At 61.6% G+C, this 15,978-nt stretch carries 15 protein-coding genes and 1 tRNA gene; 8 read left to right on the top strand and 8 right to left on the bottom strand.

Going from position 1 to position 15,978, the window contains the following annotated elements; translation table 11 throughout:
• Together ACWGKN_RS02520 and ACWGKN_RS02515 are read right to left on the bottom strand one after the other, a co-directional pair.
• A tRNA-Asn gene (locus ACWGKN_RS02520) sits at positions 1-73 on the bottom strand.
• 261 nt (positions 74-334) lie between these two features.
• Complete coding sequence (locus ACWGKN_RS02515) at positions 335-1,006, bottom strand: flavodoxin family protein (protein ID WP_035232283.1); 672 nt, start codon at positions 1,004-1,006, stop codon at positions 335-337.
• A 384-nt stretch (positions 1,007-1,390) separates the two neighbouring features.
• Here ACWGKN_RS02515 and ACWGKN_RS02510 point away from each other — a divergent pair, with 384 nt between their 5' ends.
• The gene (locus tag ACWGKN_RS02510; protein WP_452094612.1) at positions 1,391-1,693 is read left to right on the top strand and encodes a CBS domain-containing protein; all 303 of its coding nucleotides are present in this window, start codon (positions 1,391-1,393) and stop codon (positions 1,691-1,693) included.
• A 147-nt stretch (positions 1,694-1,840) separates the two neighbouring features.
• Here the strand turns inward: ACWGKN_RS02510 and ACWGKN_RS02505 are convergent, their stop codons facing one another.
• Together ACWGKN_RS02505 and ACWGKN_RS02500 are read right to left on the bottom strand one after the other, a co-directional pair.
• On the bottom strand, positions 1,841-2,998 hold the full coding sequence (locus ACWGKN_RS02505) for a double-cubane-cluster-containing anaerobic reductase (protein WP_452094611.1): 1,158 nt from the start codon (positions 2,996-2,998) through the stop codon (positions 1,841-1,843).
• Positions 2,999-3,014: 16 nt separating this feature from the next.
• Complete coding sequence (locus tag ACWGKN_RS02500; RefSeq protein ID WP_035232288.1) at positions 3,015-3,782, bottom strand: acyl-CoA dehydratase activase; 768 nt, start codon at positions 3,780-3,782, stop codon at positions 3,015-3,017.
• Positions 3,783-4,091: 309 nt separating this feature from the next.
• On the opposite strand from ACWGKN_RS02500, the gene ACWGKN_RS02495 reads away from it, so the two are divergent.
• The 3 genes from ACWGKN_RS02495 (at position 4,092) to rpiB (ending at position 5,340) form a co-directional block, all read left to right on the top strand.
• The gene (locus tag ACWGKN_RS02495) at positions 4,092-4,295 is read left to right on the top strand and encodes a hypothetical protein (RefSeq protein ID WP_452094610.1); all 204 of its coding nucleotides are present in this window, start codon (positions 4,092-4,094) and stop codon (positions 4,293-4,295) included.
• A 214-nt stretch (positions 4,296-4,509) separates the two neighbouring features.
• Positions 4,510-4,860, top strand: coding sequence for a cupin domain-containing protein (locus ACWGKN_RS02490; protein ID WP_452094609.1), 351 nt, complete (start codon positions 4,510-4,512; stop codon positions 4,858-4,860).
• Positions 4,861-5,340, top strand: coding sequence for a ribose 5-phosphate isomerase B (gene rpiB, locus ACWGKN_RS02485; RefSeq protein WP_452094608.1), 480 nt, complete (start codon positions 4,861-4,863; stop codon positions 5,338-5,340). It begins immediately after the preceding gene.
• 71 nt (positions 5,341-5,411) lie between these two features.
• On the opposite strand, the gene ACWGKN_RS02480 is transcribed toward rpiB, so the two are convergent.
• The 3 genes from ACWGKN_RS02480 to ACWGKN_RS02470 are packed head-to-tail and all read right to left on the bottom strand — an operon-like array spanning position 5,412 to position 8,219.
• Positions 5,412-6,242 (bottom strand): hypothetical protein, encoded by an 831-nt coding sequence (locus ACWGKN_RS02480; RefSeq protein WP_452094607.1) that lies wholly within the window; start codon positions 6,240-6,242, stop codon positions 5,412-5,414.
• A 34-nt stretch (positions 6,243-6,276) separates the two neighbouring features.
• Positions 6,277-7,035 carry an SDR family oxidoreductase gene (locus ACWGKN_RS02475; protein ID WP_035227749.1) on the bottom strand — a complete coding sequence of 253 codons (759 nt, stop codon included), beginning with the start codon at positions 7,033-7,035 and terminating at the stop codon, positions 6,277-6,279.
• A 14-nt stretch (positions 7,036-7,049) separates the two neighbouring features.
• Entirely contained in the window at positions 7,050-8,219 is a 1,170-nt protein-coding gene (locus ACWGKN_RS02470) for an aminotransferase class V-fold PLP-dependent enzyme (protein ID WP_452094606.1), read from the bottom strand.
• Between the two features lie 188 nt (positions 8,220-8,407).
• On the opposite strand from ACWGKN_RS02470, the gene ACWGKN_RS02465 reads away from it, so the two are divergent.
• Positions 8,408-9,502 (top strand): ornithine cyclodeaminase family domain, encoded by a 1,095-nt coding sequence (locus ACWGKN_RS02465; protein WP_035227753.1) that lies wholly within the window; start codon positions 8,408-8,410, stop codon positions 9,500-9,502.
• Positions 9,499-10,398, top strand: coding sequence for an arginase (gene rocF, locus ACWGKN_RS02460; protein ID WP_035227755.1), 900 nt, complete (start codon positions 9,499-9,501; stop codon positions 10,396-10,398). Before ACWGKN_RS02465 ends, rocF begins: the two co-directional genes overlap by 4 nt.
• 170 nt (positions 10,399-10,568) lie before the next feature.
• Here the strand turns inward: rocF and ACWGKN_RS02455 are convergent, their stop codons facing one another.
• Positions 10,569-11,270 carry a FadR/GntR family transcriptional regulator gene (locus tag ACWGKN_RS02455; RefSeq protein ID WP_424254262.1) on the bottom strand — a complete coding sequence of 234 codons (702 nt, stop codon included), beginning with the start codon at positions 11,268-11,270 and terminating at the stop codon, positions 10,569-10,571.
• 421 nt (positions 11,271-11,691) lie between these two features.
• Here ACWGKN_RS02455 and ACWGKN_RS02450 point away from each other — a divergent pair, with 421 nt between their 5' ends.
• Positions 11,692-13,803, top strand: a complete 2,112-nt coding sequence (locus ACWGKN_RS02450; RefSeq protein WP_452094605.1) for an acetate--CoA ligase family protein — start codon at positions 11,692-11,694, stop codon at positions 13,801-13,803.
• Between the two features lie 53 nt (positions 13,804-13,856).
• Positions 13,857-15,737, top strand: a complete 1,881-nt coding sequence (locus ACWGKN_RS02445) for a bifunctional acetyl-CoA hydrolase/transferase family protein/GNAT family N-acetyltransferase (protein ID WP_035227760.1) — start codon at positions 13,857-13,859, stop codon at positions 15,735-15,737.
• Positions 15,738-15,978 lie beyond the last annotated feature (241 nt).

Raw genomic sequence — 15,978 nt, 5'->3', positions numbered from 1 at the left:
CTCCCCGGGACGGATTCGAACCGCCGACAAGGTGGTTAACAGCCACCCGCTCTACCGACTGAGCTACCGAGGATTATGGACACCCTTTCAATACTTCTGATTTCTCGACAAATTTTGTTGTTTTTGCCGCTCGAGCCAAGGCTCGATCATCGGAGAGGCGTCATTTGTGGAGGCGACTCTACACCAGTAGCGGCGCGGCTGTCAACGGTTTTTTCGTAATCGGCCGTGACCTGAACTTCGCCCTGCTTTTCTGCCAACAGTCGATCCACGGCCCCGGCCAAAACTTACCGGTTGAATATCGTCATCTCTCTCGCATTGTGGTTTCATGTCAGTGTCACATTCCCCGGGTCTTTTCCCAGTATTGGTATTCAAACGGCCACTCCTGTCGGCAATACAGCATCAGTTGCCGCATCCTTTCCATGAACCTTGCCTTGCGCTCCTCGATCTCGGGTGAGGTGATGTGGTTGTGCCAATCGTGTACCAGTTTTCGCCCCAGGGCCTGGGCATCTGCCACGATTTCCGGGGTGAATTCATTGTTGGGCAGCGTACCCATGTTGGCCCAGACCGAACCGACCGGGGTAATGCCGGTGGTGAGCAGGAATTGGTTCATGTACTCGGCGATGGGCTCTTCGTCGCCGCCTCCCGATGTCACCACCGAAGCGCCGTACCGGCCTTCGAAGCCGAGGCAGTGAACGACGCCGCAGCACCGATCCATAAAGGCCTTCAATTGAGCGCTGACGCTGGAGATATAGTTGGGGCTGGCCAGGACCACTCCGTCGCTGGCGATGATTCTGGCCTTGAGGTCTTCAAAATCATCCTTTTGCGGACAGACCCCCTTCTTGTGGCAGACATCACAGCCCTTGCATGGCTTGATGGTCCCGCCCGGGAGCGCAACCGTTTCACAGGTGGCGCCTTCCGCCTCCGCTCCCTTCAATACCTCCAGCACCAGACGGCCGGTATTTCCCTTTATCTTTCTTGGACTGCCAACGATGCCTATTATTTTCATGCTTTGCAAACCTCCTTTTTTGACTTCGAGCCCAACAGTTGCTCAGATTCCATAACTACCTTGTAGCAGCCACCGCTGCCGGAAGCACGCGTTTTCGATCAGCGCCTCGCATACATGGATCGGTCACCCGAGGCCATCGACTCGACGCGGGAGAGCGGCTCGACACCGCTGCACTGGCCGAACTCCTCGGGGAAGATTGAAAATTCTGCCGCAACGGGATCACCAATGAACGGAAATCCCCTGCCCCGCCGGCAATCATCCTGACCTGTCCGGATGGCATGGAAGAGAGTGCAAAATTGCCTTGAGGGCATGCAGATCAATCGAGTAGAATCAATAAATGGTTAAGAACCCAGACAAATCCCTAATGGAATGAGGATCGGACCTATGCGACAGACGGCTCGAGATATCATGGTTTCAGAATTCAGCACCATCAACCACCATGCATCGGTAACGGAAGCCGTCAGACTCATATACAACGGCAAGGTCAGAAAAACCGGCTATAAAACCATCTGTGCCATGGTTACCGATGATTTCGGCGATCTGGTGGGCGTTCTCTCGATGTTCGATGTTCTCTACCATATCCGGCCGCCGTTTTTGAATTATCTGGGGGACAGCGTCCAGATAGCGGTACAGGAGCTCGAGGCCTATGTAAACCGGTTTAAGGAACTGACTGTTGATTTGTTTTAATAACGCGATAAGAAGTTGAAATCCTGATAACCGTGAGAGATACTCTCTGATCGCCCGGACGGCTTCGTTGTCATTGATTGCCGGTCGCGGGTGAGCCTATCTCAGGGAACGCGCTCGATAGGTTCCCACTTTTCACCCAGCCTCATTTCAACTCCGGGCGATCTCGAAGAGCGCCTCGATCTTGGTCCTGATCTGCCCCTCGTCGCTCTTCGAATAGTTCGATTCGATCTTCAAATAGGGGAGGCCGTGGCGTTCGCCGACATGCCTGCCGATTTTATGGGATTCGACATTGTAGGAATGGCAGGCGGTGAGGACAAAGTCGACGACCGCGTCGGGCCGGAACCGGTCGATAAGCTGCGACAGCGCGGTCAGGCGCCGGGTGTTGGGGGTCATGCAGGCACAGGGGATGGCGAGGTACCGCCTGGCGATCGCCGCCACCGGATCACCGGTGTCCTCCTCGGTCTCGCCCAGGAAGGACTTGATGCCGGTGCAGGAGTCGGGGGTCACCACCAGCCCGCCCGCCTCCTCGATGATCCGGAAAATCTTCAGGGCGTCGCCGCCCACCGGGCAGCCGGTGACCAGGACCCGCGGCGACCGCTCGGTCCCGAAGCACTCACCCTGCTCCCGCCGGACGGCCAGCCTGGCCAGCAGCGATTCCAGCAGCGGCTCGATTTCCTCGCCGCGGGCGGGCAGGGCCAGAAAGCCGACATCGTACATCTCCTGCCAGCAGAGCAGCGGCGGATGCAGGGCGGCGTAATCGAAGATCCGCCGCATCAACCGGTTCTTGCGGTTGGTGGCCTTGATCGAGGCCTCGATCGCATCGTCGCTCACCCGGCGGTCGAAGGTCTTCTCGAGGAAGTTCTGGAGCTTGCGGATCATCGCCGTCCAATTGACCAGGGCCTCCGCCTCGTCGGGCAGCTGCGGCAGGTCCATGACATGCATCGGTTTGACCTCCGCCGCCAGTTCGAACATCTTCTTCTTGCCGTCGCAGGTGGTTTCGGCGACCACCGCCTCGGACAGGCCGAAAAAGGGACAGGTCCCCTCGAGGATGTAGCCGTAGCTCGATTTGATCAACGGGCAGAGGTTGGCGGGGAGGACGGTTTCGGCGCTGGCGATGGGCCCCTCGGCGAAGGCGCAGAGCACCGCCGGGACAAGGTCCATCGCCTGGATCAGTTCGATCGGGGCGTAACCGCAGTAGATGCCGACGATGCGACGGCCTTTTTCCTTCTGCTCCTGCATGGAGTGCAGCACCCGTTTGGCCGGGGCACCGTCCATGCCGTCGTTCATCAAGGGAGTGATTGCCATTGTTATTCTTCCTCTGTTATTGGTATTTTTCACTTTCGAGCGCCAGCAATGCCGCCCCCAACGCCCCCGCCAGCTGCGGCTCCGCCGGCAGCAGAATCCTGCGGCCGAGCAGTTGTGCCAGGAGCGCCCGCATGCAGGGGTTCTTGGCCACCCCGCCGGTAAAGACGATATCTCCTGCCGTAGCCACCCGGCCCACCATGGCGGCTACCCGCCGCACCACGCTGCTGTGCAGGCCGAGAGCAATCTCCCGCCGCTCCCGGCCTTTGGCGATGAGCGAGGTCACCTCCGACTCGGCAAAGACCGTGCACATGCTGGAGATGGCGATATCGCTGTCGGCATGCAGCGCCTCGTCGCCGAACTCCTCGATGGCATAGCCGAGGGTACGGGCCATGACCTCCATGAACTTGCCGGTGCCGGCGGCGCAACGGTCGTTCATCTCGAACCTGTGCACCCGGCCGTTGTCGCCGATGGCGATGACCTTGCTGTCCTGGCCGCCGATATCGAGCACGGTCCGGGTCCCGGGGAAAAAGGCCAGGGCGCCGCGGGCATGGGCCTTGATCTCGGTAACCGTACGACCGGCAAAGGCGATCTCGAAGAGATTGCGGCCATAGCCGGTGGCCATGACCCGGGCGCAGCTTGTTCCCGCCAGCAACTTTTCCGCCGTTGCCATCGGTTCAAAACCGGTATCGGCCTGGCGGCGGCGCTGCACCGCACCCGCGGCATCGACGACCACCAGTTTGGTGGTCCTTGAGCCGATATCGATCCCGGCAAATTCTTCGTTCATCGTTTCCCCTGTTCACATGGGTCCTGCGGCGTACGCTCCGGACCCCATTGCTTCTGTTACACCACGCTGAACCCACCGGCCTGAACGTACCAGAGCTTGCTCAGTCAACGGGGCAATACTACGATTGCGCCACTTGAGATCGTGGTCTCTCCAACACCCTGAAATTGCAGTCGCGGAAAACATATACAATCGGCATTGACGATTAGTCAAACTGGTAATTTCTATTTATATCGATCTCTGTCATGGTTTTTTCCTATTGCTCCGATTAAATCGCACCATAAGAGAGCAGTGAAACGCGTGGATTTGACCATGACCGTATTGCCGAATCTCGGGGAGGCACGAACGTGCCGGGAATCGGGACAGAGCGAGGGGCTGGACGGCCAATGGCTGCGGCCGGAGAGGTATTGCAAAGATGGCGGTCGGTCAACCGACCCCGGGAACCCTCTCACCGTGCCGACGCCACCCCGGTCGGTGCGGCGGCGCCTGGCGGCCGGTATGGTGACGAATCGGTAGAGCCCCGGGGATAAATGTGCTACATTCAGACAGAGTTCCGGGGATGAGTGCGGTGTCCCTCGTTTGGCGTGCCGGCATGCAGTCGACCAGGTGCTGCCGTTTGTGGAACGGGATCGAACCAGGCACCGCTACCGGCTGATCCGGAACACCAGCTTGCAGCAATGCTCTTTGCTTATAATTGGAAAAACATACCCCCTTATAACCAGGAGAAAGAATGTACGGCATTCAATCCGATAACGGCTATGTTGAAATTCTCGAAGGCATCAGGATAAAGACAATCAATTACGGCAAGAATACGCTGATGACGGAATTCCTTCTTAAAAAAGATGCGCTATTGATCGAACATGCCCATCCTTTTGAACAAACGGGATATCTGGTCAATGGTGCAATCAAGCTCTTTATCGATGGCTCAGGAAAAGTATTGAGGCCGGGCGACAGCTGGAATATTCGATCCGGTGTCAAACATAAGGCCGAAATAATCGAGGACTCGATCGCCATTGAAGTGTTCAATCCATGCCGGGAAGATTACCTGAGGTTTGTGAACGAAACGGATATTTGCTGCTGAATGATGCGGGATAATTATGGGGACAACGTCATGATAATAGCTCTTGGATCGGATCATGCCGGATATGCACTCAAGGAGAAACTGAAACAATTTCTCGTCGTCAGAGGATGCGCGGTGTTGGATTTCGGGACGGAGTCCGAGCAGGCCGTCGACTATCCGGATTATATCCTTCCCGCGGCGGAGGCTGTCGCCGACGGGAGGGCACACGGCGGGATTGTCATTGGCGGCAGCGGCAACGGAGAGGCCATTGCCGCCAACAAGGTCATCGGGATCCGCTGCGCCTTATGCTGGAACAGGGATGCGGCGAGACTGGCGAAGCAGCATAACAATGCCAATATGATTGCGATTGGCGCACGGATGATCGCGGCGGATATGGAAATCGAGATTGTCGGCACGTGGCTGGATGCAGAATTTGAAGCCGGCAGACATGTAAGCAGGATCGAAAAGATTGCGCGTTACGAGCGCCGTCGAGGGGCCTGACAGCGGTCACCGCCCCCACTCCACCGCGGGAGAGTCGCAACCCCGGCCGTCATCTCCCGCGGTGCGGTGCATCATTTGCCGCCCATGCCCTTCATGATCCGGTCGACCTGATCCATCATTTCCTGATCCGTCTCGTTGCCCTCGCCCGGCCCCAGCCCGGGTATCATCGCTCCCTGCTCCATCTTCTTCATGCCGTCGGGGTCCTTGAGCATGGCCATCGTCTGGGTTGCCATAGTCCTCGACATCTCATCAGCCTGCCGGTCGTGGACGGCCTCGATTCCCGCCGGATGTTGAAAGAATGTATCATCCACCTTCCCCTCGTCGAACGCGGTGGCAACACTGGCCATCTTCATCCCGGCCATTTCCGTCTCGGTCTTCAACGGGATAGCCGTACCGTGAATCATATAGACCGTGGTACCCATCATTGAGGTCCGGTCGCAGCCCTGGCCGAGGATCGTGGTGACGTTCTCCTCCACCTTGCCGTTCATGCCCTGCAAGAAGCTCGCCCCCATTGACTCGGCATTCCTGCGCACCTGCTCCCTCTCGGCCGCCGTCAGTTTGTTGTATTCCTCCGTCATGTACTTCAAGGGATTGGTCATTTTGGTCCCGGTCTTCTCCTGCAGATCGTAAGTGTAGGTCCAGTCCGCATCCTGGATCTCGACCGTATCGTGGACCATCTTCATCCCCATCATGACCGTGACGGCCTTGCGGTGGGTCGCCGTTTCCCGCCCATGATCCCTGATATACCGATCTTCGGTCCCTTCCTGGCTGCCGCTCAACTGGTAATGGATGGAGGCGCCGGCAAACGGCAGTTTCTTCTCCCACGGATTTTCCTCCGCCGCAGCGAGGATCGGCCAGATTGAGACCATGCAGCAGAGCGCGGCCAGACATAATCGCTTCATCTCTTCTCCTCTCCCGGTATGGTTGAAAATTGGATTACTTGGCCTGCCGATGGATGGCGAACGGGTTCCAGCTCTGGCAGACCGGCATCACCTCGATCCGGTTGATGTTGACATGGGCCGGCCGGCTGGCGACCCAGTGGACGATCTCGGCGATATCGACGGCGGTAAGCGGCTCGGTGCCGGCATAGACTTCGTCGGCCTTGCCCTGGTCGCCACCGAAGCGGACTACCGAAAATTCGGTCTCGGCCAGCCCCGGCTCGATGTTGGTGACCCTGACGCCGGTGCCATGGAGGTCGCAGCGGAGGTTGTTGGAAAACTGGCCGACGAAGGCCTTGGTCGCCCCGTAGGCGTTGCCGCCGGGATACGGCCAGGTCCCGGCGATCGAGCCGATGTTGACGATGTGCCCCCGCTTTCTCTCCACCATCCCCGGCAGGAGGAGGCGGGTCATGTACAACAGCCCCTTGATATTGGTGTCGACCATGACCTCCCAGTCACCGAGTTCGGCCGTCTGGGCCGGATTGAGGCCGATGGCCAGGCCGGCGTTGTTGAGCAGGACATCCACCGTCCGGAACCCCTCGGGCAGGCCCGCCACCATCTTCTCCACCTCGGCCAGGTGCCGTACGTCGAAGCAGGCGCAATGGACCGGGACGTCGTTCAGCTGCCGCGCCAGTTCCTCCAGCCGCTCCTCTCGCCGGCCGCAGAGCACCAGCCGCCAGCCGCCGGCGGCGAACTTTTCGGCGCAGGCCCGGCCGAAACCGGAGGTTGCTCCGGTAATGACGATCGTTTTTGCCATCTGTTGTCTCCCTGTTAACGTTGTTCGGCGCAGATCCGGTTGACGATCGCCGCCGCCCCGATCATCTGCCGGTCCTGTTGATAGAAATGGGGCGCCAGCCGCAGGTAGCCGGCCGGCCCGGTCATCACCACCCCGGCCGCAGCCAGCCGCGGCATGATCTTCCCCACATCGCCTCCGACCTCGAGGGCGACGATGCCCGACCGGTTGGCCCGGTCAAACCGCAGCGGCCGGACCAGATCCGGGTCGCAGTGGGCGAGAAAGACGTCCTGCAGCCGGAAGACCTCGTCGCGGATCGCCGCGCCGTCGAAGCGCAGGAAGACCTCCTCCAGGACGGCGTTGAGGCCGGCGGCATGATCCCAGGCGACAGTCGAATATTCGAACAACCGCCCATCATCGTGCGGGTCCCAGCGGTGATCGAGGTAGTCGAGATGCTGGCGCATCATCCCGGGGCCGGTCATCACCGGCTGCAGCTTGCGGCGAAAATCGCTCCTGGTGTAGAGCAGGCCGCTGGCCCACGGCCCCAGCAGCCATTTCCAGCCGGACGCCGCGAGGGCGGCGATATGACATGCCTCCGCCCGGAGCGGCAGGCAGCCGAGACTCTGGGCGCAGTCGACCACCAGGTCGATCCCCCGCTCCCGGCAAAACCCGCCGAGCAGCCGGAGATCGGCGGCATAGCCGGAGGAGAACTGGACGTGGCTGATGGCGACGACCCGGGTCCGCGCCGTCACCCGCTCCTCGAGCTCATCCATCGACCAGCCCCGCGGCCGGTTGCCGGGGTCGGAGCGGCCGAGCGGATCGCGGTCGGCGAGGAGGATCAGCTCGACCCCGCGCCGGCCCTGCAGGACCCAGGGATAGTGGTTGCTCGGGTATTCATGGACATAGCTGATGATCTGGTCGCCGGGGGCGAAGGGATAGCCGTTGGCCACCATCGACAGGGCCTCGGCGGTGTTATGGACGAAGGAGATATCGGCGGCGGCGCAGCCGAGCAGTCTGGCCCCATTGTCGTGCAGGCGCGGCAGGATGTCGAAATGGTTCTTCAGGCCGCCCACCCCGCGGGCGGCGATATCGTCGGTAAAATCGCGGATGGCCCGGGCCGCCGTGCGATACAGGGGGGAGACGGAACAGTGGCCGAGAAATATCGGCCCGTCCGCATCGGGGAACAGATCTGTCGTACCGGGCAACATGGGCACCTCCCCCGCGGCGTGCTTGGGAACCTTGAGTACTGCTTCAGAATTGCAGCGATTTTCGACGATATCTGCACTATAGAATTGGCATCCCGGTTGGTCAAGCCCTCTTTCGACTGCCCCCGGTTTGCCTTTCGAGGTCTTCTCCCCTATAGTTGAGGATATCCCGCCGCACAAGGAGGCCGCCGATGGAGCCGACATTGACCTACACCCCTCCCGATTTCACCCAGCCGCAATTGCGCAACAGTCCGCCGGCCACGACCTCGGCGGCCCCGGCCGACGGCATCGCCCCGGACGGCTTCCACGCCACCTCGAACTTCCCGGAGTATATCCGTCTCGCCGACGGCACCTGGGTGCTGGTCCCCGAAAACCGGATGGATGCAGTGCTGGTGGTGCGGGGCAAGGCGATCGAGGCCGTCGAGGCCCGCCGGCTGCGCCGGGGTGAAATGGTGGTGCTCGGCCGCAGCGAAAACGGCGAGGAAGGGATCCTGGTCCATGCGGAGGGTTTTACCACTCCCGAAGAACGACAAGCCGACAAATTTTCCTTCCGCTCGCGCGGTACCCGCGAGACCCCTTTCTCCCGCTCTTACGATGAACTCTACCGGATACTGGCGCATGACCGCCGCCGGGGTTACATCGTCTGGGTCCTCGGACCGGCCGTGGCCTTCGACAAGGACAGCCGGCAGGCGATGGAGGGCCTGATCCGGGCCGGCTTCTGCCACGCCCTGATGGCCGGCAACGCCCTGGCCACCCACGACCTCGAGGCCGCCCGGTTCGGCACCGGCCTCGGCCAGGACATCTACAGCCAGGAACACCAGCCGTCCGGCCACTACAACCATCTCGACATCCTCAACACCGTCCGCCGCGCCGGGTCCATCCCGGCGGCCCTGCGGGAAATGGGGGCCACAGGCGGCATCATCCACGCCTGCGAGGAATGCCGGATCCCCTATGTCCTGGCCGGCTCGATCCGCGACGATGGACCGCTGCCGGAGGTCATCGCCGACGTCTACGCGTCCCAGGACCGGATGCGGCGGCACGCCCGCCGCGCCACCACGGTGATCGCCATGGCGACCCAGCTTCACGCCATCGCCTTCGGCAATATGACCCCGAGCTACCGCATCATGGAGGACGGCACGGTGCGGCCGGTCTTTTTCTATATCGTCGACATGTCCGAGTTCGGCGCCGACAAGCTGGCCAATCGCGGCTCGGCCCAGGCCCGGGCAATCCTGACCAACGTCCAGGACTTCATCGTCAACCTGTGGAACCACCTGTCGAAGCCATGAGCTGCCGATCGCAGAAAATCCGAATCATCGGGGTGCCGATGGATCTCGGCCAGAGCCGCCGGGGGGTGGACATGGGGCCGAGCGCCCTCCGCTATGCCGGGCTGACCGAGAAGCTGCAGCAGCTCGGCTACGCCACCGTCGACAGCGGCAATCTCGACATCCCCGGTCACTTCACCCTGGCCGGCACCAGCCTGGCGGAGCGCCTGGTGCCGATCCGCGAAGGTCTCGAAAGAACCTATGCCATGGCCAGGCAAGCGGTCAACCGGGGCGAGATCCCGATCTTCCTCGGCGGCGATCACTCGATCGCCATCGGTACGGTCGGCGGTATCACCCACGACAGGGAGGTCGGTCTGTTGTGGATTGACGCCCACGGCGACTTCAATACCCCTGCCAGTTCGCCGAGCCAGAATGTCCACGGCATGGCCCTGGCAACCCTGCTCGGCTACGGTGCCGGGGAGCTGATCGACATCGGCCGGCCGGGGCGCAAAATCCGGCCCGAGAATGTGGTGCTGATCGGCACCCGTGATCTCGATCGGCAGGAACGGGAGATGCTGAGAATCTCCGGTTGTGCGGTCTACACGATGCGGGAGATCGACGAGATCGGCATCGGCGCCGTGCTGGGACGGGCCCTCGCTGTGCTCGAGCGCTTCGACACGATCCACGTCAGTCTCGATCTCGATGTCATGGACCCGATCGAGGCCCCCGGCGTCGGCACCCCGTCGACCGGCGGCCTGACCTATCGCGAGGGACAGCTGATCATGGAGGTGCTTGCCGACACCAAAACGCTGGGGTCCGTCGATATCGTCGAGATCAACCCGATCCTCGACATCCACAACCGTACCGCCCAAGTGGCGGTCGACCTGGCGGCTTCCCTCTTCGGCAAGAAGATCCTCTGACCGCTCCAGGCGAGATGCCGCCTGAACCTTTCCGAAACCGGGGCAACAAGAAGTTCCTGGCTGAGGCAGCCCGACGCGGCCGTCAGACCTGGGTTCTTCAGGTAACAAGGAACAGGATTGAGAATTGCCGGAGAGACGCCGCGGAAACGCGGCAATCGGCGCCAGGCAGGTCAGCGGCTGTGAAAATATTCCTTCACATAGATGATGTGTTCGCGCATGGCCTCAAAGGCCTTTTCCGGTTCCCGGTTGCGGATACACTCGAAGACCGACCGATGATGATTGAGGATATCGTTCAGGGTCCCGGGGTCGTCATACATATGGGTCAGGTTTTTTTTGATACCAACAAAGAGAAAATCATAAAAATTGCGCATCAGGTGGATGAGGACGGGATTCTTGGTGGCGAAGGTCACCGCCATGTGGAAGGCGGTATCCGAACCGATGCCGATCCTCTCGGTCTCCTGCAGATCCGTCTCCATCTCGATAAGACACTTCTCCATCGCCAGCAGATCGGTCTGGCCGGCCCGTTTCGCCGCCAGAAAGGCGGAATTGCATTCAAGCCCCATGCGGACCTCGAGGAGGTCGTCGATGCTCGCCTCCTCGATCGCCATCGAGATCCCGAGAGAGCCGCTGCGCTGGCCGTCCGGCAGGCTGACGAAGGTCCCCTGTCCCTGCCGGTGTTCGAGCAGGCCCATCCCCACCATCTTTTCTATGGCGTTCCTGACGGACGTCCGACTGACCGACATCGAATCGGCCAGCTCCCGTTCCGGCGGGATCTGCTGGCCCGGTTTGAACTCTCCCTTATAGATGAGTTCCCGTATCTGTTCGAAGACCTGGTCGGATATCCGTTTGGGTTTGATCGGTTTGAGCATCATAGACAGAGGAGGTGGAGGATGCCGTCCGGCCTCGGGAGGAAGAACGGTTTGACAGGGTTTCCCGGATTTGAACCGGTGTTTTTACCATAATGATACGGAAAATTGATATTCAAACTGCTTAATGGTACGGAAATTTGGTAAAAGGTGCAATAAAAAACCATCAGTATTCAACACGATTTCTCACCTGGTCGCGTTCGGGCGGCAATTCGGGCCTAACCATTCCTCTTCGTGCAGAGCATGCCGATAAAAAACCGCCTGGAACCGCGAACGGCAATGACGCGTCGGCTTTTCTCGGGAGCCGGTCTTGCCAGGCCGCGGGACATGCTATAGACTGTTTTTGTGCTCGTCCACACCAAAAAACCGGGGTATTCCGCATCCCTGCTGAACTTTATCCGCACGTCACGAGAGGACCGACTCCGTCATGCTAGAACATCTCTTTTTCCCTGAAAGCGTCGCCGTCATCGGTGCCTCCAGGCAACCGGGCAAGGTAGGCCACGACATTCTCGCCAATCTGGTCAAGGGCGGCTTTGCCGGCGAAATCATTCCCGTCAACCCCTCCGGCGGCACCCTCTTCGACCTCAAGGTCTACCCGAGCCTCAGGGAATACCCCGGCACCGTCGACCAGGCGATCGTCGCGGTCCCCAAGCCGCACGTGCTGGCGACGGTCAGGGACGCCCTGGCCAAGGGTGCCGGGAACATCATCATGATCACCGCCGGCTTCAAGGAGACCGGCAGCGAAGGAGCCGAACTCGAGGCCGAGCTGACCGATCTCTGCCGCCGCAACGGCGCCCGGCTGGTCGGGCCGAACTGCCTGGGCCTGCTCAACACCAAAAACCACCTCAACAGTTCCTTCGCCGGCTCCCTGCCCAGGCCGGGACGGATCGGCGTGTTCTCGCAGTCCGGGGCCCTCTGCACCTCGATCCTCGACCTCGCCGAAGGCCGCAACCTCGGGCTGTCGAAGCTGATCAGCATCGGCAACAAGGCCGATATCAACGAGGATCACATGCTGGAATATTTCGCGGCCGATCCCGACACCGACGTCATCGTCGGCTACCTCGAGAACATCGTCGCCGGCGACTCCTTCATCAAGACCGCCACCGACACCTGTTCGGTCAAACCGGTGGTCATCCTCAAGTCGGGCACCAGCCAGGCCGGGCAGAAGGCGGCCGCCAGCCACACCGGCGTCCTGGCCGGGGCCGACACCGCCTATGGCGCCGCCTTCAAGCGCTCCGGGGTCATCCGCGCCGACACCTTCGAGTCCCTGTTCGACTACGCCACCGCCCTGTCGATGCAGCCCCTGCCCAAGGGCGACCGGGTGCTGATCATCACCAATGCCGGCGGTCCGGGGACCATGGCGGCGGATGCGGTCGAACATGCCGGCATGACCGTCGCCGAACTGGAGACCAACACCGCCACCTCGCTCAGGGAAAAGCTGCCGGCCGCCGCCTCCGTCGGCAACCCGGTCGACGTGCTCGGCGACGCCCCGCCCGAGCGCTACGCCGATGCGCTGCTGGCGGCCCAGAGCGACGATTCGGTCGACGCCATCATCGTCATCCTCACCCCCCAGGCGATGACCGACCCCCGGGAGACGGCCCGGCGCATCGCCCGTTCGATCGACGGCAGCAAGCCGGTCCTCGCCTCGTTCATGGGCGGCAAGGAGGTCCTGCCGGGCCGCCAGGAACTGACCGCCGCCAGCCTCCCCGATTACGAGTCGCCGGAGCGGGCGGTGGCCGCCTTGAAGGTCATGTACCAGTACGCCACCTGGAAGAACCGGCCGCCCCGCGTCGTCACCCGTTTCCGGGTCAACCGCCGCCGCGCCTCCCGGATCGTCAGCCGCAACATCAGCAACGGCATCTTCCAGCTCAACGAGAGCAAGGCCAAGAAGATCCTCGACGCCTACGGCTTCAACATCCTGCCGGGCCGGCTCATCACCTCGGCCGAGGAGGCGATGGAATACGCCCGGGGCATCGGCTTCCCGGTGGCGATGAAGATCGTGTCCCAGGACATCATCCACAAGAGCGACATGGGCGGGGTCAAGCTCCACCTCGCGACGGTGCAGCAGGTGCGCGACGCCTTCGACCTGATGATGATGCGCATCCTCCAGCAGGTGCCGAACGCCAGGATCGAAGGGGTCTATCTCGAAAAGATGGCCGACCCCGGCCTGGAGATCATCCTCGGCATGAGCCGCGATCCCCAGTTCGGACCGATGCTGATGTTCGGCCTGGGCGGGATCTTCGTGGAGGTGATGAAGGACGTCACCTTCCACCTGGCCCCGATCACCCAGGAAGAGGCGATCCAGATGCTCAAATCGACCCGTTCCTACGGCATCCTCGAGGGCAAGCGGGGGCAGAAGGGAGTCGACATCCCGGCGATCGCCACCGGCCTGCAGCGGATCAGCCAGCTGACCACCGATTTTCCCCAGATCATGGAACTCGACATCAACCCCTTCATCGTCGGCGATATCGGTACCGATCCAATCGTCGCCGACGCCAGGATCACCCTGGCCCGACCGATTGAAGGCAAGCGCAACTGAGCCGCGACAACGGGATCGAACGGCAGAAAAATCATCTATCAAGGTGCAAGAATATGGAGTTTGACAGCAACTGGCAGGAACAGTACGCAGGGATGGTGCGCAGTCCGGAGAAGGCCCTCAAGGAGGTCCGCTCCGGACAGCGGGTCTTCATCGGCACCGGCTGCGGCGAGCCGACCGAGCTGGTCAAGGCGCTGACCGCCAGGGCGGGCGAGCTCTCCGACGTCGAGATCATCCAGCTCTTCACCAAGGGCGACGCCTCCTATGCCCAGAGGAAATACGCCGACTGTTTCCGGCTCAATTCCTTCTTCATCGGCCAGAACGTCCGCAACATGATCCAGGAGGGCCTGGGCAGCTATACCCCCATCCTCCTGTCGAATATCCCCCACCTGTTCAACACCGGCCTGCTGCCGATCGACGTGGCCCTGATCCAGACCACCCCGCCGAACAGGCACGGCAAGGTCAGTCTCGGCATCTCCGTCGATATCGTCAAGAGCGCCACCGAGAACGCCTCGCTGATCATCGCCCAGGTCAACCCGCAGATGCCCTGGACCCAGGGCGACAGCGTCATCGACATCTACGATATCGACATCCTGGTGCCGGCCGATGTGCCGCTGATCGAGAGGGAGGATGAATCGACGCATGAGATCAGCCGGATGATCGGCCGCAATATCGCCACCCTCGTCCCCGACGGGGCGACGATCCAGTTCGGTCTCGGCCGGATGCAGGGTCTCGGCCGCCTCCCCCACGCGACGATGGAATTCCTCGCGGACAAGAAGGACCTCGGCATCCACAGCGAGATGATCACCAACTCGATCCTCGCCCTGATCCGCTCCGGCGCCGTCAACGGCTCCCGCAAGTCGAGCGACCGCGGCCGGATCGTCACCAGTTTCTGCATGGGGACCAAGGAGCTGTACGATGCCGTCAACGACAACCCCCTGTTCTGCTTCCGCCCGACCGAATACGTCAACGACTTCCGGGTGATCAGCCAGCAGACGCGGATGGTGGCGATCAACATGGCCCAGGAGATCGACCTCACCGGCCAGATCTGCTCCGATTCCCAGGCCGGCATGCTCTACTCGGGCATCGGCGGCCTGGTCGATTTCAACCGCGGCGCCACCGTCAGCAAGGAAGGCAAGAGCATCGTCGCCCTGCCCTCGACCAACCTCGAAGGCACCCGCTCCAACATCATGACCCAGCTCAGTCCCGGCTCCGGCGTCTCGATCACCCGCGGCGCCGTCTCCTACGTCGTCACCGAATACGGCGTGGCCTATCTCTACGGCAAGAGCGTGCAGGAGCGAGTCATGGCCCTGATCGCCATCGCCCACCCGAATTTCCGCGAACAGCTGTTCCGCGAGGCCATCGAGGCCCATTATATCCGTCCGGATATGGCCAGGGTCGGTGACAAGATCGTCCTGCCGACCGACGAGACGATGCGCACCGTCCTCCTGCTCGAGGACGGCACCCAGATGACCATCCGCTCGATCCAGCCGACCGACGAGCCGCTGATGCGCGACCTGGTCTATACCCTGTCGCGGGAGACCATCTACTACCGCTTCATGAGCAGCCAGGTGGCCTTCAGCCATCGCCAGATCCAGGATTTCGTCTACGTCGACCACCGCAAGGACGTGGCCATCGTCGGCACCGTCCCCGAGGCCCACGGCGAGGATATCATCGCCGTCGGCCGCTATTACCTCGACGAGAAGACCAACCGGGCCGAGGTCGCCTTCGTCGTCCGCGACGACTGGCAGGGCAAGCGCATCGGCACCTTCCTGTTCAAGCACCTGACCGACCTGGCCAAGCGCAACGGCATCGCCGGCTTCACCGCCGAGGTCCTGCGCGACAATATCCGCATGCAGACGATCTTCAACCACTCCGGCCACAGGGTCCAGACCCGGCTGCAGGAAGGCGTCTACAGCTTCGTCATCGATTTCTGACCGCCCGATGCCGCATCTCCGCACCTCGCCGGGGATGCGGCACTCCACCCCGGGCGCCATCGTCCCGGACCTTCCCCTCGGGCCGGGCAGCACCGCAGCCCCGGGGCTGACAGCAGGGAATTGACGGGGAGAAAAGAGAACTGTTTGCTTTTCCGCAAATCCTTCTTACTATTGTTGGCTTCACCGGCGATGAGACGGGGAGCGGCCGGATTGCGCCCTGCGCTCAGGTTTTGAGACGAGC

It is taken from the genome of Desulfoprunum sp. (assembly GCF_053613775.1).
Note: the sequence above shows the minus strand (reverse complement) of the source record. Positions and strands in the feature narration are given on the sequence as shown.